We start from the raw sequence: 20,606 nt of genomic DNA, 5'->3' as shown, positions 1-20,606 counted from the left end.
CGGGGTCAACAACTCGTGCGCGAGGGATTGACGGCCTTGCTGACAGGCAGTCTCATAAGGGGTGACCGCAGGTAACCCGACCGCGAGGTGCCCGAAGCCATGACGACAGTGACGGAACGAGCCGCGCTGAGGGACGCCCTCGGCCTCCTCAAGGACCGCGAGCAGATCGCCGAACGACTCCTCGAATCCTCCGCCAGGCACTCCTTCGACCCCGACCGGGAACTCGACTGGGAAGCCCCGCCCATCGAGGGCAAGTACTACTGGCCGCCCGAACTGCTCTCCCTCTACGACACCCCGCTGTGGAAGAAGATGGGGGAGGAGCAGCGCATCGACCTCTCCCGCCACGAGGCGGCGTCACTCGCCTCCCTGGGCATCTGGTTCGAGATCATCCTCATGCAGCTCCTCGTCCGGCACATCTACGACAAGCCGCTGACCAGCAACCACGTCCGCTACGCCCTCACCGAGATCGCCGACGAGTGCCGGCACTCGATGATGTTCGCCCGCATGATCCAGCAGGCCGGCTCCCCCGCCTACCCCGTCTCCCGGGTCAACCACAACCTCGCCCGCATCCTCAAAACGGTCTCCACCACCCCCGGTTCCTTCGCCTGCACCCTCCTCGGCGAGGAGATCCTCGACTGGATGCAGCGCCTCACCTTCCCGGACGAGCGCGTCCAGCCCCTCGTCCGCGGGGTGACCCGGATCCACGTCATCGAGGAAGCCCGGCACGTCCGCTACGCCCGCGAGGAACTGCGCCGCCAGATGGTGACCGCCCCGCGCTGGGAGCAGGAACTCACCCGGATCAGCTGCGGCGAGGCCGCCCGCGTCTTCTCCGTGGCCTTCGTCAACCCCGCCGTCTACGAGAACCTCGGCCTCGACCGGCGCGAAGCCGTCGCCCAGGTCAGGGCGAGCGGCCACCGCCGCGAGGTCATGCAGGCCGGCGCCAAGCGGCTCACCGACTTCCTCGACGACATCGGCGTCCTGCGCGGGGTCGGCCGCAGGATGTGGCGCAGCTCGGGGCTCCTCGCGTAGACCGGTCGTCTACTCTGCGGGCATGACCGTACGGGCGTACCGCAGGCTGAGTGTCGAGGAGCGGCGAGCCCAACTCCTCGACGCCGCACTGTCGCTGTTCGCGCACCGGGCACCGGAGGAGATCTCGCTCGACGACGTCGCGGAGGCCGCGGGCGTCTCGCGCCCGCTGGTCTACCGCTACTTCCCGGGCGGCAAACAGCAGCTGTACGAAGCCGCCCTGCGCTCGGCGGCGGACGTCCTCGAACTCTGCTTCGCCGAACCCCAGGCCGGCCCGCTGACCCAGCGGCTGACCCGGGTCCTGGACCGGTACCTGGCCTTCGTCGACGAACACGACGCCGGCTTCGCCGCCCTCCTCCAGGGCGGCAGCGTCGTGGAGACCTCCCGCACCACGGCCACGGTGGACGGCATCCGCCGCGCGGCCGCCGAGCAGATCCTGCGCCACCTGGACGTCCCCGCCCCCGGCCCGCGGCTGCGCATGATGGTCCGCACCTGGATCACGGCGGTCGAGGCGGCCTCGCTGATCTGGATCGACGAGGGCAAACAGCCGGAGGTCGCCTCCCTGCGCGACTGGCTGGTGGACCAGTTCATCGCCCTCCTCACCGCCACCGCCGCCACGGACCCCGAAACGGCGTCCGCCGCCCGCGCCGCCCTCGCCCTGGAATCCGCCGACGGCCCGGCCGGCGTACTCGCCCGGCGCGTGATGCCGGTGGTCTCCGAGGCGGCGCACCTCCTGTGACACTGGAGGGGTGAGAAGCGAACCGACCCCCTTCGAGGGCGGGCCGATGGACGGCCGGGTCCTCCCGATCCTCCTCGGCCCGACGGGGCACCCCCCGAAGTGGTACGAGATCCCGGTCCCGGCGGCGGACGGCGGCCCCCCGACGGTGCTGCTGTACGAGCGCGTGCCGTCGGGGTACACGAAGCGGCTCGGGCTCCAGAAGGGGTGGAAGTACACCTTCTCCCCGACGGGAGTAAGGCCCCGCGCCCGCTGGCCCTGGACGAAGCCGCAGCCTTCTTGACGCGCCGCTCGCGCGGCTCGGCGCCGGGGCGCCTCCCCGGCTTCGCGCCGCTGCGCCGGACTCCGTCCGCCGGGCCTGGGGCGGGGCCACGGGCCCGGCTGGGGTCCGGTGGTCGCCTGCGGGTGGTGGGCCGCTGCGCGGCGCTGGTCCCCTACCCGCCCTTCGCCCGTTCCCCGGGGCTGCGCCCCGGACCCCCGGGGGCTCCGCCCCCAGACCCCCAGCGCCTCAAACGCCGGCGAGGTTGGGGGGTACGGCGGGGCGGAGTTTGGCCGCGTACGTGAGGGGGCGGGGGCGGGGTGGGGTGTTGGCCGGGACTGGTGCAGGTCCGTGTCCACCGTTGCTATGCGAGTCGGCCGATGTCGGCCGAGTCGCCATGAACCGGGCCAGGCAGTGAGCGTCTGGCGCCGGGTGTCTCCCGTACGGTCTTGGAGACGGGGAACAGCACGAGCTGGTCGCTTCGGTCCCGGCAGGTCTTGTCACCCTGGTGGGGTGTGCCTGTGGTCCTTGGCGGGCTTGTGGTCCCGCGTGCCCTGGGGTGGGGGACGGTCTGGCCGGTAGCTCTCCGCACAAGGATCCTCTGGTCGTGTGCGGTCACACCTGACCGACGCCGTAACCCATAGCCGAGGGCGCGCCTGCCGATCGCCACCGAGGCCGCATGGTGGCCGGTGACGAGCGTGGTCTTCGATTGCTGCTGGAGCGGCTGCTTCCAGTGCTGGCTGCCCCAGCGGGAGGTGTAGGCCGGGTCGACCGCGATCACGACGAGCCCCGCGTGGTGGGCCATGCCGCGCAGGCGTTCCCGGAAGCGCGCGGTCGGCAGTCCAGCGACGGTACGCCGGAATGCCTTGCCGCGTTTGCCTCGCCCCATGGTCTCGCGGCCGGTGGCACGGGCCTCGTCAAAGCCGAGGTTTTCGATCGCTAGACCGGTGCAGTCGTTCGCCTTGGCGAGGTTGATGAGTTCGGTGATTGCGGCCCGCAGGCGGCCGTCGCGCTGGGATGCGGGTCCGGTCAGGTGGGTGGGCACGGTGACTGGTTCACCGACCGGGTTGCCGTGCGTGTCTACGACGCAGGTGGCGAGGTGGCCGGCGTTGAGGTCCACGGCCAGCAGCCGGACGCCGGTGACAACCAGCTCGGCGGGAGTGGGCAGCACGGTCTTTTTGGTGGCCCAGGAGGCGTCGAGGTACCAGCGGCCCCGCACGGGGTCGCACACGATGTCGTAGCGCACCGCCCGGTTGGCGGTGACCCGGTCCAGCCATTCGTCCCGGCGGTTGTGGAAGGTGACGGTACAGGCGAGCCGGTAACGGCCACGCGGCGCGTTCGCGAGATGTCTGAGCGGTTCGGGCAGGACGATCGTGACCGTGCCATCGGCCGGATCCACACTGATCGTGTAGTTCCCGTACGGCGCCCCCGACTCACCGTCGGCGGTCAGGAACAAGCGGGCCGCATCCCACCGCTCCCGCCACTCGGCCTCGGTGAGCTGGGCGGCGGCCAGGTTGTGCCGGGTCTTGACCAGGCGGCGGCTGCCGACAACGATCGCCGGATGCCCGGCCTCGATGCGCGCCTCCACCCCGGCCAGGCGTGCGGTGAGCACTTCCAGCCGGTGCTGCTTCTGCGCCCGCTCAGCCCGGTCCCGATATCCGCGGACACCGTTCACGCGTTGCCCGCACGGCACCGCCACACGCTTACGGATCTTCGTAATGGCCCGGCGCAGGCAGGCCCGTTCATCGAACAGGCATCGCAGGCTGAGCTGGAACTGGTCCTCACTGGCCCGGGTGATCGCACCCGCCCATCGTGAAGAAGACACCTTCGTCAGCGCCCGCTTACGCTCCGCCCGCCGATTTTCCTTGACCGCCACCCTGCCCAAACGGACGCGCTCCGCCAGATCGACACGGGCGTGATGGCCGAGGTGCTCACCCAGGAGCGTCAGAACCTTCGCATCCGCCGAACCCAGACGCAGCCGGTCACGGATACGCGCACCGGCCGGGGCCGCGACCGTGAACGGAACGGCCAGCTTGCGCAGTTCCCGCCGCTTCCCCCGTGCCACCAGCCGCCTCCCCTCCACGCGCGACAGCGGACAAAGCCACCCCCACAGGGAACAGTCCAGCAAGAACACAAGCCCCGCAAACGCCGTACCCGTTCACCCCAAAGAGGTATCCCCCAGATCGGCGGGCGGTACCTCGGCCCCCTTGCGCCCGGGCCACAGGTGTACGGGTCCGCTCGCCGTCGGGGTCGGCCCGGCGGCGGCGAGCCCGCCGGTGTTCCCGCAGGCGGCCGCCAGCGGCAGCAGCAGGGCGGCAGCGCCCGTACGGAGGAGGGAGGGCTTTCGCACGTGCTGGGGCCCTCCTCTGCGCGGGGCGCGCGGTCGGCGTCGGTCGATATTCAGCCAACCTTATGCGCAGGTACACCCCATTTGCCGCCCGTCAGCCGCCCCGTCCGCCCGTCGGCCGCTCCCCGGACGCCCGGGATCAGCCGTCCGTACGGCCGCGCCGCAGCATGGCGAAGCCCAGCCCGGCGGCGCCGACGGCCGCGATCCCGCCGCCCGCTGCGAGCAGCAGCACACCGTCGCCCGGGCCGTCGGCCAGCGTGTTCAGCCGCAGCGCCTCGGCGGTGCCGGGGGCGCCGGAGGTCTCCTTCAGCGCGGCGGGCACCACGTGGCCGCCGGAGCCGGAGCCGGAGCCGGAGCCGGAGCCGACGCCGGAGCCGTGCCGGGTACCCGTCTTGTGCCCGTCGCCGGCCACCGCGTGGGAGCCGCCCTCGGGGAGGGTGTCACCGACCCAGGAGGAGAGCCGCCCGTCGGGCCGCAGGGCCGCGTGCAGCTCACCGGCGGCCCCGACACCGGTGGACCCGTCGCGGCTGGTCAGCGTGGCCACCTTGGCGCCGGCGCGCAGGATCTCGGCCTGATACGCGTCCTTCGCGAGGCGGTACACCTTCGCGGTCGACCGGCCGTCCGCCAGCGAGATGCTGCTGACCAGGGTCCGCTGCGCGCCGGAGGCGGCCGGCGCCCCGTCGGCGAGCGCGGCGGCGGCGGGCAGGGCCAGCAGGGCGCCGGCGCATGCGGTCACGGCGGTGGCGCGAACGATGGTGCGGCGGCGGGCGGCGTTCACGGGAGTCCTTCGATGGCGATCGGGGTCTTGGAGTACCGGGGTCTCAGGGGTCGGCGGACCCGGAGGGCACAAACCTAGGCGGCGGCCGTTGCGGTACAGCGATGACCTTGTAACAGGAAGGCAGCGGGGAGCCGACGGACCTGTTACACAACCGAGGGATTGCCCACGGCGGCGCCGCCTGCTCCCATGGACGGCGGGGGTGAGGCCGATGCGCGGACTCAAGGTGCTTCCGAGCGGCCGGCCCGGCCGCGGCCGGCTCTACGTCAACCGGCCCGACGGCCGGGCGGTGGCCTGGTACGACCGGCAGGCCAACCGGATCAGCGTCCTGGCGGACGACGAGCGCGAGGCGGTACTGGCGGCCCTGCGCCCGTACTTGACCGGCGCCTGGACCATCGGCCCGCCCCCGGTGCCCACCGCCGTCGAGCTGCGCCGGCTGAGCCTGCCGCCCGACCGGGACCTGGCCCCGAACCGGCCCGGCGAGACCCTGCTGGGCGAGCTGGCGTACGGCTCACCGGGCAGCCGGGCCCGGCACCGGATGCGGCAGGAACTCCAGGCGCGCGAGCGGACGGGCGCGGAACTCGAGGTGCTGGAGGCGGCGGACTGGCGGGTGCTGCACGACGTGCCCCTGCCGGGTCTCGGGCTGCTGGACCACCTGCTCATCGGCCCGCCGGGCGTCCTCGCGGTCCGTACGGTCCCGGGCCGCCGTCAGCGGGCCCAAGTCGGCGAGCTGCTGCTCACGGTGGGCCGCGCCGAGCCCCGCCCCGACCCCCGCTGGATCCGCCGCGCGGCCGCCCGCGCCGCCCGGGTCCTGGCCGCCCCGGTCACCCCCGCCCTGGCCCTGGCCGACGCCTCGCGGGTCGACGTGGCTCCGACGCTGCGCGACGTCCTGGTCCTCCAGCCCCCGACCCTCACCACCACCCTCCGGGCCGTCCCGGCCACCCTCAAGCCCCCGGACGTCGAAGCCCTCTTCGCCCTGGCCCGCACCGGCCCGGCCTGGCTCTGAGGGGTATCGACCACCTGTATCGACAACCCGCATCGACTACCCGCATCGACCACCCCTAGGCCGAACTCCGCTTGCGCGGCGCCGCCTTCTTCGCCGCGGCGGTGTCCGCCGCCTTCTTCGCGGTGGCCGAAGTGGACTTCGTAGCCCGGGACTTGCCTGACGCGGTCGCCGAAGTGGACTTCGCAGCCGTCTTCTTCGTGGCCGAGGCGGTCTTCTTCGTGGCCGAGGCCGTCGACTTCTTCCCGCCCACCGTCTTCGGGGCGGCGGCCGCCGCCTTCCGCCGGATCGGCGTCACCTCCGCCTCCCCGCCCCCCTCGTCCCCTCCACCCCGCGAGGCCTTGGCCGCGCGGACGCTGTTCTCCAGCGCCGCCATCAGGTCGATCACCTGCCCGCCGGCCGGCTCCACCACCGCCTCCGCCGGCTCGAAGGCCCCGCCCGCCTTCGCCGCGAGCATCGCCTCCACGGCCTCCCGGTAGTCGTCGTGCAGGGAGGCCATCTCCACCTCCCCCAGCGTCGCCATCAGCGCGTCGGCCAGGTCCAGTTCGGCCTCCCGTACGGACACCGAGGCCTCCGGGGCCACCCCCTCCGGCGCCCTGATCTCGTCCGGCCACAGCAGCCCGTGCATCGCGATCACATCGTCGACGACCCGCAGCATGCCCAGCCGCTCCCGCCCCCGCAGCGCGTACTTGGCGATCGCGACCTTCCGGCTCCGCTTCAGCGCCTCCCGCAGCAGCGTGTACGGCTTCGCGGCCGTGGCCCCGTTCGCCGCGAGGTAGTACGCGGCGTCCATCTGGAGCGGATCGATCTCGTCGGCCGGTACGAACGACACGATCTCGATCGTCTTCGCGGTGGCGATCGGCAGCTGCGCCAGGTCCTGGTCCGTGATCGGGATGATCGACCCGTCCGCCTCCTCGTACCCCTTGCCGATCTCGTCGGAGGACACCTCCTCGCCGTCCAGCTCGCACACCTTGCGGTAGCGGACGCGGCCGCCGTCCGTCAGATGGATCTGACGGAAGGAGATCGAGTGGCTCTCGGTGGCGTTCACGAGCTTGATCGGAATGCTGACCAAGCCGAAGGAGATCGCCCCGTTCCAAATGGATCGCACGGTTCCTCCTGATTCATGGCAATCTCATCGTATGACGCCGATCACGATGGTGGAGGGGCGTCGCATCGCGCTCAGCAACCTGGACAAGGTCCTGTACCCGGCGACCGGCTTCACCAAGGGCGAGGTGCTGCACTACTACGCCACCGTCGCGGGCTCCCTCCTCGCGCACATCCACGACCGCCCGGTCTCCTTCCTGCGCTACCCGGACGGCCCGGACGGCCAGCTCTTCTTCACCAAGAACCCGCCGCCCGGCACACCCGCCTGGGTGAGGACCACCCCCGTCCCCCGCTCCGAGGACGAGCGGGCCGAACAGGTGGTCGTCTCCGACATGGCCTCCCTGATGTGGGCCGCCAACCTGGTCGTGGAGTTCCACACCCCCCAGTGGAGGGCCGACGCCCCCGCCGTCGCCGACCGGCTCGTCCTCGACCTCGACCCCGGCCCGCCCGCCACCGTCGTCGAGTGCTGCGCCGCCGCCCTGTGGCTGCGCGAGCGCCTCGCCGCCGACGGCCTGGACGCGTACGCCAAGACCTCCGGCTCCAAGGGCCTGCACCTGGCCGTGGCGCTCGAGCCGACCCCGTCCGCGCGCGTGTCGGCGTACGCGAAGGCCCTCGCCCAGGAGGCCGAGGCCGAGCTCCCCGGCCTCGTCGTGCACCGGATGGCCAAGGCGCTGCGCCCCGGCAAGGTCTTCGTCGACCACAGCCAGAACGCCGCCGCCAAGACCACCGCCGCCCCCTACACGCTGCGGGCCCGGGAGCTGCCGACCGTCTCCGCGCCCGTCTCCTGGGCCGAGGTCGAAGCCTGCCGTACCGCCTCCGACCTGGTGTTCCTCGCCGACGACATCCCGCCCCGGCTGGCCCGCGACGGCGACCTCCTCGCCCCGCTGACCGACCCCGACGCGGCCGGGAGACTGCCATGACCCCCCTCGTCCAGGTCGCCCTCGCCGCCTCCGTACGGACCCTGCCGCGCGCGGCGGGCCTGGCGTACGAGCCGAAGTTCGACGGGCACCGCCTGGTCGTGCTGCGCACGGAGGCGGACGTGGTGCTCCAGGCCCGGTCCGGGCGGATCGTCACCGCGGCCTTCCCCGATCTGGCGGCGGCCGCACGGCAGTTGCCCGCCGGAACCGTCCTGGACGGGGAGGTGGTGGTCTGGCACGCCGGCCGGACGGACTTCGCGCTGGTCCAGCGCCGCGCGGCGGCCACGGAGGCGCGGGCGGCCGTGCTCGCGCGGAGCCTGCCGGCCTCGTACGCGGCCTTCGACGTGCTGGAGCTGGCCGGGGTGGACGTCCGCGGGCGCCCGTACGAACGGCGCCGGGCCCTGCTGGTCGACCTGCTGCTGCCGCTCGGCCCGCCGCTCCAGCCGGTGCCGATGACCACGGACCCGGAGCTGGCCGAGACCTGGTACGAGACCCTGCCCGCCAGCGGCATCGAGGGGCTGGTCGTGAAACGGCTGGACCAGCCCTACCCGGCCGGGCGGCGGGCCTGGCGCAAGCTCCGGCACACCGACGTGCGCGACGCGGCGGTGATCGGCTACACCGGCACCCCGCGCCGCCCGATGGCGCTCGTCCTGGTGCTGCCGGGGGAGGAGGACGAGGCGCCGCTGGTGTCGAGCCCGCTGACGGCGGGGCTGCGTACGGAACTCGCGGCGGCCGTCGCCGAGCGCGCGGAGGTGGCTCCGGCCGGGGCCACGGTCACCGCGATCGGGCTCGGCGAGGTGCCGTTCCGCCCGCTGGACCCGCCGCTGGCGGCCGAGGTCCGGCACGCCTCGACGCGACACCCGCCCCCCGAGGTGCTCCGGCTGCGGACAGACCTCTGACCCGCGCGGGAGGCGCGGGCCAGAGGCCGGGCTCGGGTCTCGTGCCGGGTTCCGGCGGCGGGGCAGGCGGCGGGTCCGGCGGCGGGTCAGGCGTGCGCGCCGCGTCCCGCGTCGGGGGGCGCCCCGGGCTGCGGGTGCGGTCCGGGGCCCTCCGGATGCTTGTAGCCCGACTCGCGCTCGGCCCGGACCTCTTCGGCATGGCTGGAGGTCGTCGACCCGAAGTTCCCGTAGCCCTGCATCTCGTGCGGCCTGAGGCCGCCCTCCGGGATCTCCACCGGGTCCCGCTCCTCGCGGACCTCGTAGACCGCCCCGCCGTTCGGCAGGTGCGGCTGGCTCTCGGGGGTGGGCGGCGGGGGTTCCTTGGCCCGGACCCGCTGGCCCAGCTTGAAGCCGCCGAGCAGCATGCCGGCTACGGCAATCCCGACGACCAGGAACCACGCGATGTCGGTGAGGATCGGGTCCACGCTCAGGATCATGTCCATATTCACCATTTTCCCTTAATCCAGGCTATTGCACCCTAGGAGTAGGCAATTCGGATGAATCGGATGAGGGGGGTGGGATGTGGGGTGAACCATGATGCTGTTCACCGATCGTGACGACGCGGGCGTGCGTCTTGCCGTGCCGCTGCGCAAGTACAGCGGGCAGGACCCGGTCGTCCTGGGCCTGCCACGCGGCGGAGTGCCGGTGGCCTTCCAGGTGGCACTGGCGCTCGGCGCCCCGCTCGACGTGGTCGTCGTCCGCAAGCTCGGGGTCCCGTACCACCGTGAGCTGGGGTTCGGTGCCATCGGGGAAGGCGGGGTACGCGTCATCAGCGAGGACGTCGTCCGCAGCGCCCGCGTCCGCGAGGAGGACCTGCGGGCCGTCGAGGACGCCGAGCGGGCGGAGCTCGTACGCCAGGCCCGCCGCTTCCGGGGCGACCGGCCGCGGCTGGAGCTGCGGGGCCGGACGGCGATCGTGGTGGACGACGGGATCGCGACGGGCGCCACCGCGGCCGCCGCGTGCGAGGTCGTACGGTCCCAGGGCGCGGCCCGGGTCGTGATGGCAGCCCCGGTCGCCCCGCCGGACGCCGTCGCGCGGGTCGGCGCCGTGGCGGACGAGGTGGTGTGCCTCTCCACACCGCGCGCGTTCTCCGCCGTCGGGGAGTGGTACCAGGACTTCTCCCAGACCCCCGACGAAGAGGTCGTCTCCCTGCTGGCACAGGCCGCCGCGCGCCCCGCCCCCACGGCCGGGGAGCAGGCCGGGGAGCAGGCCGGGTACGAGGCCGGGGACGAGGCCGTCGAGGTCCACGCGGCCGGTCTGCGGCTGGCCGGGAGCCTCACCCTGCCGCCGGGTGCCGGGGCGGTCGTGGTGTTCGCCCACGGCTCGGGCAGCAGCCGGCACAGCCCCCGCAACCGCTCGGTGGCATCGGTCCTGAACCGGGCGGGCCTGGGCACCCTGCTCTTCGACCTGCTCACCGCCGACGAGGAGGCCACGCGGGCGAACGTCTTCGACATCGCCACCCTGTCCGGGCGGCTGACGCGGGCCACGGCCTGGCTGCGCGGCCGCACCTCCCTCCCCGTCGGCTACTTCGGGGCGAGCACCGGAGCCGCGGCGGCCCTGGAGGCCGCGGCCTCCCCCGACGCGGACATCGGCGCCGTGGTCTCCCGCGGCGGCCGCCCGGACCTCGCCGGGCGCCACCTGGGCGCCGTACGGGCTCCCACGCTGCTCATCGTCGGCGGCGATGACACGCTGGTGCTCGACCTCAACCGCCAGGCCCAGCGGGAGCTCCGCTGCGAGAACCGGCTGGAGGTCATCGAGGGAGCCACGCACCTCTTCGAGGAACCGGGCGCCCTGGACGAGGCCGCCGCCCTGGCCCGGGACTGGTTCACCCGCCACCTGACCGCACGCCCGGGCACGCCCTGACTACAGCCGGGGCCGCCCACAGCGCCCCACGGGCCCGGCACCTCACCTCACCTCACCTCACCCACCCGTCACCGCAGCGGCCCGTCGGAATCCCGCAGCCCCCGCGCGTCCCGGCCGCCGAGCACCCCCAGGATCTCGGCGCAGATCGCCAGCGCCGTCTCCGCCGGGGTCTTGGCCCCCAGGTCCAGCCCGATCGGCCCGTGCACCCGGGCCAGCTCGGACGCGCCCACCCCGGCGGCCACCAGCCCGTCCTGGCGCCGCGCGGTGGTCCGCCGCGACCCGAGGGCCCCGACGTACGGAACGTCCAGGGCCAGGGCATTGCGCAGCGTGGGCACGTCGAAATCCGGCTCGTGGCTGAGCATCACCAGGCAGGCGGCGTCCCGGTGCGCGGTCAGCACCTTCTCCGCGTCCGCCGCGTCCTGCACCGTGACCGAAGCCCAGCCGAGCAGCGCGGACTGCGCGCCGATCACCTCGGCCAGCTCCCCGGTCCCGCCGATCACCAGGTAAGGGGCCGACGGGTACGCCTCCACCAGCACCAGCCCGGAGCCCCCGTAGAGCGCGTCCCGCCCGGGCCGCCGGGTGCCCAGCAGCTCCCCGGCCCGCCGGGCGGCGTCGTCGGCCGGCGCGTCACCGGCCCGTACGACCTCGCTCACGGCGCGGTCCGCGCCCTCGCTGAGCCGGGTCACGAGCGCCACCCCGGCCCCGGTGCCGAGCAGCTCCCACCATGCGGCGGGGATCCCCGCGAGGGGCTGGAGCAGCACCTCGGCCTGCCCGCCGCAGGTCAGCTTCGCCTCCACGGCCTCCCCGGCGCCGACCGACACCTCGCACACCCGCGCGGTGTCCCCGGCGCCCATGGCCCCGGCCTCGGCGACGAGCTCGGCGTCGAACACCCCGCGGTACAGGGCCCCGACGCACTCCCCGCGGGCGTCCACGAGCACGGCCCCGGCGGGATCCCGCGGCCCGAACCCCTGCTCGGTCACGGGCCGGGCCAGGAACGCCACCCGTCCCTCGGCCGTCCACTGCCGCGCCGTCTCCGCCAGCTCACGCATCTCGCTGCCCCATCCTCTGTGCGCTCTCTCGCCGCAAAGCACCTGGTCAACGGGCACGAAGCGGCCTCGAAAACCACCCTACGCACGCCCCTGACCCCCACCCACCCCCCAAACCCACAGACCCCGCCCCATCCCCCTCGTACAGACCACCGGAACCTTCCACGAGTGGCCGGTCGGCCGTCACCACGGAGAATCGAGTGAACGGGGTGAAGGGATATGACCGAACCGTGCACACCCTGAAACGCACCTTCGACTCCCTCTCGGTACGCAACTTCCGGCTGTTCTTCCTCGGCCAGCTCCTGTCGGTGACCTGCACCTGGATGATGGTCATCGCGCAGGACTGGCTGGTGCTGGAACTCTCGGGGGACTCGGGCACGGCCCTGGGCGTGGTGACCGCCCTGCAGTTCACGCCCGTACTCCTCCTCACCCTGTACGGGGGCCGGCTGGCCGACCGGCACAGCAAGCGCCGCATCCTCGTGCTCGCCAACCTGACCTCGGGCACCCTCGCCCTCCTCCTGGGACTGTGGGTGCTCCTCGGCGAGGTACGGCTGTGGCACATCTGGCTCTTCGCCCTGGCCCTCGGCACGGTCAACTCGGTGGAGGCGCCCACCCGGATCTCTTTCGTGGGGGAGATGGTGGGGAGCGATCTGCTGCCCAACGCGTCGGCGCTGAGCGGGGCGTACTTCAACGCCGCGCGGGTGGCGGGCCCCGCTGCGGCCGGCCTCCTCATCGCCCGCCTCGGCGTCGGGCCGGTCATCCTGATCAACGCGTGCAGCTACCTGGCGGCGGTGGCGGGCCTCGCGCTGATGCGTCCGGCGGAACTCCACGGGCCGCCCTCCCGCCCGGCCGACCCCCGGATCGCGGACGGCCTGCGTTACGTGGCCCGGCACCCGGACCTGATCCTCCCCCTGGCCCTGGTCGGCGTAGTGGGGCTGGCCGGCTTCAACTTCCAGCTGACGCTGCCCCTCCTCGCCAAGACCGAGTTCCGCACCGGCTCCGCCGCCTTCGGACTGCTGAGCAGCGCCCTGGCGGCCGGCTCCCTGCTGGCCTCCTTCGCCACCACGGCCCGCCGCGGCCGGCCGACGGCCCTCGTGGTCACGGGCTCCGCCCTGGCCTTCGGCGCCGCGGAAGCCCTCACGGGCCTGGCCCCGACCCTGCCCACGGCCTGCCTGCTCCTGGCCCTGACCGGCTTCGCGATGATGTACTTCGCGCAGGCGGCCAACCACCGCGTCCAGCTCGGCTCGGACCCCGCCTACCGGGGCCGCGTGATGGCCCTCTACCTGCTGATCCTCCAGGGCACGACCCCCCTGGGCGCCCTCCTGACGGGCTGGCTCGCCGAACACTGGGGCCCCCGCTGGACCCTCTCCACAGGCGGCCTCATCTCCCTGACGGCAACAGCCCTGACCCTCACCGCAACCCCCCGCGGCGCAGCCCTCGTACAGACCACCGGAACACCAGAGCCGGTGTGCGAACCAGGCGCGACCCCCACCCGGGAAGACCACTCGACGTGACCGGACGGCGCCCGGAATGTCACCCTCGGTATTGGCAACAGGAAACCTTCGGGACGGCACCCGCAAACCTGGAGCGCGTGTCACACTCGCCTCTGAATCGATCTCCAAGAGCGCCATGAATTTTGGGAGTTGAGCTCGGATGAGCACCTCGCCTGAATGGGGTCCAGAGCTGCGCCGATTACGGCATCAGGCCGGGTACACACTCACTGAATTGGCTCTGACGGTGAACTACAGCAAGGGCTATCTCAGCAAGATGGAGCGGGGGAAGGGACGGCCGTCACCCGAACTCATTCATCGGCTCGACGCCTTGCTCCGCACGGGCGGCGCCTTGCGGAAACTGGCCGAAACCTCATTGCCGAGGCCGAACACCTCCTCGGAAGGCCCGAACGGCGGCCCGGAGGCGAATCTGCGCCACTGGGAACTCGACCGGCGCGACATCCTCGAATCGGTCGCCGCGCCCCTGATCGACAAGGTCCTCAAGAGGCCGGGAAACGCGACGGCAGCCACCGGGACCCCCCTGCTCGACGCACTTGCCACGCAACTCGACCAGTCGCGCAGACTCGGCCAGTGCTCCGACCCCGCGGTGCTGCTGCCCGTACTGGAGTCCCAGACGCGGGACGTCGTCGGCCTCGTGTCCCGAGCCGACGCCCGCCACCGGATCCCGCTGCTGCTCCTGGCCTCACGCTTCGCCGAATTCGCCGGCTGGATGGCCCAGGAGGCGGGAAACACCAGGACCGCGCTGTCCTGGACCGCCGACGCCGTACTGCTCGCCGAGGCGGGCGGGGACCAGCACCTCGCCTCGTACGCCTTCGTGCGGCGCGCGCTCATCACCTTCTACGACAACGACGCGTCCGCCACCATCGGCCTCGCCGCCCGGGCGCAGTCGAACGGGCGGGTACCACCCAGGATCCGGGGGCTGGCCGCCCAGCGAGAGGCCCAGGGCCATGCACTCGCCGGGGACGAACTCGCCTGCATGCGCGCCCTGGAACGGGCCCGCCGCAGCCTCGCGTCCGCCGCCGAGGAGGCCGGACCCGGCCCCGTCATAGGGACCACGAACCTCCCCGATCCCGCGGCCATGGTCACCGGCTGGTGCCTGTACGACCTCGGCAGCCCGCGCGAAGCCGCCCAGGTGCTGGACCGGGAATTCTCCGGAATTCCCTCGGGCGCGCTGAGAACGCGGACGAGGTACGGAATCCGCCGGGCCCTCGCCCACGCGGCATCCGGAGAAATCGAACACTCCTGTGCCATTGCCCAGGAACTGCTTGATGTCGGCGTTGCCGCGCCCTCGGCAACCGTGCGGACCGATATCCGGCGCCTCGCCGCCGAACTCGGCCGTTTCCGGACCCATCGCGCCGTACGCGATCTGCAGCCCGCCCTGGCCTGGGCGCTGAGGCCCGCCCGTATCTGAAGCGGGCCGTGCACCCCTGAAGGCACCCCGTCCAGGCCCGACCCATCTCTGTACTCACGTCTGCGCAAGGAGAGGAATCCGCCATGCCCGACATCTTCGTCAATTACCGCACCGGAGACGAGGAAGCGACCGCGACCCTCATCGCACACGAACTTTCCAGCCGCTTCGGAGACGACCGGATCTTTCGCGCCAGCAAGTCCATCCGCCCGGGACAGGCCTTCCCCCAGGAACTGCTCACGGCCGTGCGCCGCAGCAGCGTCCTGCTGGCGGTGATCGGCCCCCGCTGGTCCGAGGCCGCGACCCGTGACGGGCGTCGCGCCCTCGAAGACCCGCAGGACTGGACCCGCCGCGAGATCCTGGAGGCCTTCGAGAGCGGAGCCCACGTCATCCCGGTCCTGGTGGGCCGTACGACGCGGCTCGACCGGACCTCCCTCCCCCACGAGTTGCAGGAGCTGGCCGACCGCCAGTACCGCAGGTTCCACCACCGCAACTCGGAGAGCGACCTGAAGCGGATCGGCGACGATCTGGCCGAGCTCCTCCCGCAGCTGGCCGCCGCGGACAAGAAGGCGGCGGCCGGCGCGGACCCGGCTCCGCCGCAGGAGCGCGCCGGCACCGCCCGCATGCAGGTACGGGACGTACGCCACCGCCAGCGCGGCGGCATCGGCAACCTCAACGGCGACCTCGGCACCTTCGTCAGCGAGTCGGCCGGACCGGTCCACACCGGCTCCGGGTCCCAGTACAACGGGCCGACGTTCTCCGGCGACGGGATGGGGGTGAACTACGTGGCGGGCGACAACTCCGGCGGCATGCGGCAGTCCGTCGACCGCGCGGAGCCCCGTAAGGACGACGAGTGATGCCGGGGGACTCCCACAGCTACGTCCTCGGCAGCACCGGCCCCTCCCACCACGGGTCCGGAACGCAGAACGTCTACGTCGGCGTCACGCCGCCCGGGCAAGGCCGGGACCCCCTGCACATCGTCCGGGAGCGGCGCGCGCGACTGCGCCGCGTGTTCGTCCACCCGGGCAACTACGGAGAGGCGGCCCACCGGCTCGAAGCCCCCGGAGCGGTGGTCCTGCTCCAGGGGCCGGCGGGCATCGGCCGGAGCGCGGCGGCGACCGTGCTCCTCCACGAGGCCGCGGACACCGGAGCCGGCGAGGAGGGCAGGTTCGAAGAGCTGACGGCGGAGAAGCCCGAGGGTCCCCTGGACGCGGGCCCGCGCGACCGCTTCCTCCTCGACCTCACCGGCACCTCCTACAAGGACTACCCCGAGGCCCAGGAGACCCTCGCCTCGTACCGCGCGGCCGTCGAGCACGCCAAGGCCCGGATGGTCGTCGTCCTGCCGGCCGCGCTGGACCACGTGCTGGACCCGCAGTTCGCCCCACTGGTGGTCCCGCTGGAGCGGCCCCAGGCCACGGCGGTGGTGCGCCTCGCCCTGCGCGTGGCCGGAATCGAATGCGACGCGGAGCAATTACGGACCCGGGCGCTGGAAGCGTTCATGGCCGAGGAGCCGATGCGCGAGCTCGCACGCTTCTGCGAGATGGTCCGGCGGGTCAGGGACGGCGGCCGCCACGGCACGGAGTTCGGCCGCTGGTGCCAGGAGGCGCTCGACGCCGTCACCAACCGCGCCGACGAAGCGGCCCGGCAGGTCGCCGACCTCCAGAGCGCCGATGACCGGGCGCTGCTGCTGACTGCCGCGATGCTGCACGGCGCCTGCGAGGACGCGGTCTTCCACAGCCGCAACGCCCTGCTGACGGAACTCGGACACGGCGACGAGACCCCGCCCGGTCTCGCGCAGCCCGATCTGCTCGCCCAGCTGGAGAAACTGCGCATCCGCAGGAACAGTCAGGGGCAGATCCTCTTCGAGGGCCTGGAGTACGACGCCCATGTCCGCAGGCACTTCTGGCTGCACTACCCCGCACTGCGAGCTGCGCTCGGCAACTGGGTCGACCGGACCATCAGGCTCGACGACCTCACGGGCGCCGACCGGGCGGCCCTCGTCGCGCGCTTCACCGAACAGGCCCTCGGAGCGGGACTCACCCGCGACTGGCTGAAGCTTGCCGAGAGCTGGGCGGAGAGCCACTCGCCCCGCCTGCACGAGGAGGCAAGGGCCGCCCTGGAGCTGGGACTCGGCGACCAGCGCCAGGGCCGCGTCGTCCGCGACCGGATCCTCGGCTGGGCCGGGGCGACCGCGCTTCCCCCGGGCCTCCTGCGCGTACTGACCGAGGTCTGCGGCGGGATGATGTCCGCGACGCACCCGCACCAGGCGGTCGTCCGGCTCCACCACCTGGCCCTGCAACCCCGGGGCGCGGAAGCCCGGACGGCGCTCTTCGAACTGGTCCAGGCCGACCGGCGCCTGCGAAGGTTCCTGATCAGCCGGATCGCCGCACACACCGGCCGCCGCTCAGTGGGCAACCTCGGACTGCTCCTCGAGCTGTTCCCACAGGCCGCACTGCCCTCGGATCTGCCGTGGCCGGAACTGGTCGGCGTATGGCGCGGCGCCATGGAACACAGCCCGCCGGACGACTGGTCCCCGCTCATCCGGACCTGGCTGACCGCATCCGCGCTCATGCCCGGGGTACGGCGGGAGTCCGCGCTCGGCTGCCTGGTACAGGCCGTCGCCGGCAGCGACCGGCGCAGCAACCAGCTCTACGCGACCACCTGCGCCTGGGCGGAAGGGCGGCCGGAACGGGAATCCACCGCGACCCGGCTCTGGCAGGAGATCGACACGGTTCAGGGCATCGAGCCGGACGGAGCCTTCGCGTCCGCGGGCTCAGGAGGCGCCCGGTGAACACCTTGGCCTGGATCTTCCTCATCGCGGCCGGCGCAGCCGCACTCGGCCTCGTCCTCATGAAGCGTACGGAACGCGCCCGCCTGCGCGCCCGGCGCGCCGAAGCCGCCGCGGCCGCGGAGGCCTCGGCCGAGCCCCAACGGCCTGCCGAGGCCCCGTTCCGGGAGGCGCACCTGGACCAGGTGGCCGTGCCCAGCCTGCTTCCCGACTACGACTTCCTCCTCTCGGCGTCGGTGTGGTGGCGGCCGGCCGGAACGGAAGGCGACGTGCCGCACGGGAACCGGGCCGGGCTCGCGGTAGCCAGCGTGATCAGGAGGGCGCAGGAACTCACCCGTCGCGAACGGCCCGACCGGTACGGCTCCGTCCAGTACCTGCTCGAGGAACGGCTGGGCTCCCATGCCCTGGACGACAGCGCCACGCTGGTCGTCATGGCCACGGACGTCACGCTGACCCTCGTCCCGGAGGACCGCGACCGCCTGCGCAGGCTCGCGGGCCTCCGGAAGGAGGAGGACACCTGGGAACAGGAGCGTCAGTACGAGCGGAGCAAGCGGAAATACCTCGCGGACGAGATCCTCCAGAGCCCCGGCAGCGCCGTGGTCTGGTGGCTCGCCCGCCACGACGAGGACATCGAACGGGCGGTGGACCTCCTCGGCCCCCTCGCCCAGCTCTCCGCCGCGTCGAACAACACCGAGGTGGTCGAGCTGTTCCGGCACCTGGTCGACGGGCCACCGGAGCCGGGACCCGCGCCCTGGCCGGACGACGACACCCTCCCGCGGGACCATCCCCAGCACGAGCCGCCGGACGTGGTCGCCCGCGTGGAAGCGTTCCTGGAGGACCTAGGCCTGGGCGAACCCTCCGCCGAACGCCAGTCGTTCCTGCACCGCCTCCTGCGCCTCCTGGCGGCGGCCGGCCGTCAGGAGGAAGCCGAGCGCGTCCGCAGCCGCCTCTGGACGGAATCCACCACCGAGGACCCCACCCCCGCGCCCCCACCCGAAGACACCGGCGACTCGGAGGCCACCACCAACCCCTGGCCCACCGACCCGGGTACCCCGTAGGCGTCAGCTCATCGCCCTCCAGGGCGAACGCAAAAAGACCCTCCAACAGCATTCGCTGATTGGAGGGTCTTGGCACTTCCTGCGAAGTGCCCCCGGCAGGATTCGAACCTGCGCACACGGCTCCGGAGGCCGGACAGTACCCCTGCCGAATGTCACAGAATGTGAAGTTTCGAATCCTGGTGGCGGCGACCCACTCGATGAATGCCTCCGGCGAGCCGTAGGCGTCACTGGACTTCACGAGGATCTTCCGCTGTGCGAGTCGGAAAGCGAGCTAGCATGTAAGTAAGATTCAATCTACGTAATATCGAATCTATGTTCCATGGATGCTGGGAATGGGGCGCTGATGGAGTTCAAGGGCAGGTCTGCTGATCTGGATCAGCTGGCTCGGCAGCTGGGCCTGGTGGTCGGCGGTACGGGCGCCACGCGTGGTCAGGCTGTGATCGTGACGGGGCGGCGCCGGGTGGGCAAGTCTCGTCTGGTCCAGGAGTTCTGCGACCGTTCCGGGCTTCCGTACGTGGTCTTCCAGGCGACCCGGGGACGCAACGCCGTGGCCGAGCGGGCGGACTTCGCCGCGACGCTGGCGCATTCCGCTCTGCCCGGGGCTGAGCTGGTGGCCGGACTGCAGGCCGCCGACTGGAACCAGGCACTGCGTTCCCTGGCGGTCGCGGTTCCGGACGATGCCCCGAGCATTGCGGTGGTCGACGAGGTGCCGTGGCTGGTGGAACAGGACGGGGAGTTCGAGGGGGCGCTGCAGACGGTCTGGGACCGGCACCTGTCCGCCAAGCCGGTCCTGTTGATCCTGGTCGGCAGTGACATGTCGGTGATGGAGGCGCTGCAGTCCTATGGCCGCCCGTTCTTCGGCCGGGCGGCCAAGATGACCGTACAGCCGCTGCATCTGGCCGATGTGCAGCGGATGACCGGTCTCGACGCGGCGGAAGCGGTGGACGCGCTGCTGATCACCGGAGGGTTCCCGGAGATCGTTCAGTCCTGGCGGCCGGGGATGGACCGCAGAGACTTCCTGCGCGAGGCTGTGGCCAACCCGCTTGCGCCGCTGTTGGTGGCGGGCGAGCTGTCGCTGCTGGAGGAGTTTCCCGAGGCGTCCCACTCGCGCGCGGTCCTGGAAGCGGTCGGCAGTGGCGAGCGGACCTTCTCCACCATTGCCGCACAGGCCGGCGGTGCGGGCGCGCTGCCCTCGGGCACGCTGTCTCCGCTGCTGAACACGCTGCTGGCCAAGCGGGTCCTGGCCGCTGACCTGCCGCTGTCGGTCAAGGCGGATAGCAAGAACAAGCGCTATCGCATCGCCGATCCGTACCTCCGGTTCTGGCTGGCTTTCCTGCAGCGAGGTATCCCGCTCATCGAGCGCGGTCGCGGTGATCTGGCGCTGGAGCGCATCGAGCGGTCGTGGACGGCCTGGCGGGGCCGGGCCGTCGAGCCGGTCGTCCGCGAGTCGCTGCTGCGGCTGCTGCCCGACGAGATGTGGCCGCAGACAGAGGCGGTCGGGGGCTGGTGGAACCGGCAGAACAACCCGGAGATCGACCTGATCGGAGCCGACCGTGAACCCGTCGCAGGGCAGGTTCACTTCATCGGCTCGGTGAAGTGGCTGGAGTCGCAGCCGTTCGGCCGTCGTGAGTACGACGCCCTGGTACGGGACATGCTCGCCGTGCCCGGCGCCGAGCCGGACACGGCGCTGGTTGCGGTGTCCCGTTGCGGTGTCGAGGGTGATCTACCTCTTGCGGCGCATTGGGGTCCGGAAGACCTTGTCCGTGCCTGGCGGTAGCCAGGGAAACTGCCAGGGTGGTCATGGTGATGTACCTGCCTCGGGCGCCC

General features: G+C 72.5%; 19 protein-coding genes. 13 read left to right on the top strand and 6 right to left on the bottom strand.

Going from position 1 to position 20,606, the window contains the following annotated elements:
* Positions 1–99 precede the first annotated feature (99 nt).
* Genes OOK34_RS05135 through OOK34_RS05125 form a run of 3 tightly spaced genes read left to right on the top strand, consistent with a single transcriptional unit; the run spans position 100 to position 2,045 of the window.
* Positions 100–1,029, top strand: a complete 930-nt coding sequence (locus OOK34_RS05135; protein ID WP_267032670.1) for a diiron oxygenase — start codon at positions 100–102, stop codon at positions 1,027–1,029.
* A gap of 22 nt (positions 1,030–1,051) precedes the next feature.
* A complete protein-coding gene (locus OOK34_RS05130) occupies positions 1,052–1,765 on the top strand; it encodes a TetR/AcrR family transcriptional regulator (RefSeq protein WP_267032669.1) in 714 nt (237 codons plus the stop codon).
* Between the two features lie 10 nt (positions 1,766–1,775).
* Entirely contained in the window at positions 1,776–2,045 is a 270-nt protein-coding gene (locus tag OOK34_RS05125; protein ID WP_267032668.1) for a hypothetical protein, read from the top strand.
* Between the two features lie 340 nt (positions 2,046–2,385).
* Here OOK34_RS05125 and OOK34_RS05120 read toward each other — a convergent pair whose 3' ends face one another.
* From OOK34_RS05120 to OOK34_RS05110, 3 genes are all read right to left on the bottom strand, one after another.
* Positions 2,386–4,086, bottom strand: a complete 1,701-nt coding sequence (locus OOK34_RS05120; protein ID WP_267032667.1) for a hypothetical protein — start codon at positions 4,084–4,086, stop codon at positions 2,386–2,388.
* A gap of 93 nt (positions 4,087–4,179) precedes the next feature.
* The gene (locus OOK34_RS05115) at positions 4,180–4,371 is read right to left on the bottom strand and encodes a hypothetical protein (RefSeq protein ID WP_267032666.1); all 192 of its coding nucleotides are present in this window, start codon (positions 4,369–4,371) and stop codon (positions 4,180–4,182) included.
* Positions 4,372–4,507: 136 nt separating this feature from the next.
* Positions 4,508–5,146 carry a hypothetical protein gene (locus OOK34_RS05110; protein WP_267032665.1) on the bottom strand — a complete coding sequence of 213 codons (639 nt, stop codon included), beginning with the start codon at positions 5,144–5,146 and terminating at the stop codon, positions 4,508–4,510.
* Between the two features lie 208 nt (positions 5,147–5,354).
* On the opposite strand from OOK34_RS05110, the gene OOK34_RS05105 reads away from it, so the two are divergent.
* Positions 5,355–6,149: a nuclease-related domain-containing protein gene (locus tag OOK34_RS05105; RefSeq protein ID WP_267032664.1), complete on the top strand. Its 795-nt coding sequence runs from the start codon at positions 5,355–5,357 to the stop codon at positions 6,147–6,149.
* 55 nt (positions 6,150–6,204) lie between these two features.
* Here OOK34_RS05105 and OOK34_RS05100 read toward each other — a convergent pair whose 3' ends face one another.
* Positions 6,205–7,254 (bottom strand): Ku protein, encoded by a 1,050-nt coding sequence (locus tag OOK34_RS05100; protein WP_267032663.1) that lies wholly within the window; start codon positions 7,252–7,254, stop codon positions 6,205–6,207.
* 31 nt (positions 7,255–7,285) lie between these two features.
* Here OOK34_RS05100 and ligD point away from each other — a divergent pair, with 31 nt between their 5' ends.
* Together ligD and OOK34_RS05090 are read left to right on the top strand one after the other, a co-directional pair.
* Positions 7,286–8,170 carry a non-homologous end-joining DNA ligase gene (ligD, locus tag OOK34_RS05095; protein ID WP_267032662.1) on the top strand — a complete coding sequence of 295 codons (885 nt, stop codon included), beginning with the start codon at positions 7,286–7,288 and terminating at the stop codon, positions 8,168–8,170.
* The gene (locus OOK34_RS05090) at positions 8,167–9,066 is read left to right on the top strand and encodes an ATP-dependent DNA ligase (protein ID WP_267032661.1); all 900 of its coding nucleotides are present in this window, start codon (positions 8,167–8,169) and stop codon (positions 9,064–9,066) included. The genes ligD and OOK34_RS05090 overlap by 4 nt, the downstream gene beginning before the upstream one ends.
* Before the next feature lie 86 nt (positions 9,067–9,152).
* On the opposite strand, the gene OOK34_RS05085 is transcribed toward OOK34_RS05090, so the two are convergent.
* Positions 9,153–9,548 carry a DUF6479 family protein gene (locus OOK34_RS05085; protein ID WP_267032660.1) on the bottom strand — a complete coding sequence of 132 codons (396 nt, stop codon included), beginning with the start codon at positions 9,546–9,548 and terminating at the stop codon, positions 9,153–9,155.
* A gap of 94 nt (positions 9,549–9,642) precedes the next feature.
* On the opposite strand from OOK34_RS05085, the gene OOK34_RS05080 reads away from it, so the two are divergent.
* On the top strand, positions 9,643–10,968 hold the full coding sequence (locus tag OOK34_RS05080) for an alpha/beta family hydrolase (RefSeq protein WP_267036630.1): 1,326 nt from the start codon (positions 9,643–9,645) through the stop codon (positions 10,966–10,968).
* A gap of 68 nt (positions 10,969–11,036) precedes the next feature.
* Here OOK34_RS05080 and OOK34_RS05075 read toward each other — a convergent pair whose 3' ends face one another.
* Positions 11,037–12,017 carry an XdhC family protein gene (locus tag OOK34_RS05075; RefSeq protein WP_267032659.1) on the bottom strand — a complete coding sequence of 327 codons (981 nt, stop codon included), beginning with the start codon at positions 12,015–12,017 and terminating at the stop codon, positions 11,037–11,039.
* A gap of 227 nt (positions 12,018–12,244) precedes the next feature.
* Between OOK34_RS05075 and OOK34_RS05070 the strand changes: the two genes are divergently transcribed.
* The 6 genes from OOK34_RS05070 to OOK34_RS05045 all read left to right on the top strand — a co-directional run bounded on the left by OOK34_RS05070 (position 12,245) and on the right by OOK34_RS05045 (position 20,556).
* Positions 12,245–13,528: an MFS transporter gene (locus OOK34_RS05070; protein WP_267032658.1), complete on the top strand. Its 1,284-nt coding sequence runs from the start codon at positions 12,245–12,247 to the stop codon at positions 13,526–13,528.
* Between the two features lie 139 nt (positions 13,529–13,667).
* Complete coding sequence (locus tag OOK34_RS05065) at positions 13,668–14,936, top strand: helix-turn-helix domain-containing protein (RefSeq protein WP_267032657.1); 1,269 nt, start codon at positions 13,668–13,670, stop codon at positions 14,934–14,936.
* A gap of 83 nt (positions 14,937–15,019) precedes the next feature.
* Positions 15,020–15,790 carry a toll/interleukin-1 receptor domain-containing protein gene (locus OOK34_RS05060; protein WP_267032656.1) on the top strand — a complete coding sequence of 257 codons (771 nt, stop codon included), beginning with the start codon at positions 15,020–15,022 and terminating at the stop codon, positions 15,788–15,790.
* Positions 15,790–17,724, top strand: a complete 1,935-nt coding sequence (locus OOK34_RS05055; protein WP_267032655.1) for a hypothetical protein — start codon at positions 15,790–15,792, stop codon at positions 17,722–17,724. The genes OOK34_RS05060 and OOK34_RS05055 overlap by 1 nt, the downstream gene beginning before the upstream one ends.
* Entirely contained in the window at positions 17,721–18,779 is a 1,059-nt protein-coding gene (locus OOK34_RS05050) for a hypothetical protein (RefSeq protein WP_267032654.1), read from the top strand. Before OOK34_RS05055 ends, OOK34_RS05050 begins: the two co-directional genes overlap by 4 nt.
* A gap of 343 nt (positions 18,780–19,122) precedes the next feature.
* A complete protein-coding gene (locus OOK34_RS05045; RefSeq protein WP_267032653.1) occupies positions 19,123–20,556 on the top strand; it encodes a DUF234 domain-containing protein in 1,434 nt (477 codons plus the stop codon).
* The last annotated feature ends 50 nt before the right edge of the window (positions 20,557–20,606 follow it).

Source organism: Streptomyces sp. NBC_00091, from assembly GCF_026343185.1.
GTDB lineage: Bacteria > Actinomycetota > Actinomycetes > Streptomycetales > Streptomycetaceae > Streptomyces.
This window is presented reverse-complemented; position numbering and strand designations above follow the sequence as displayed.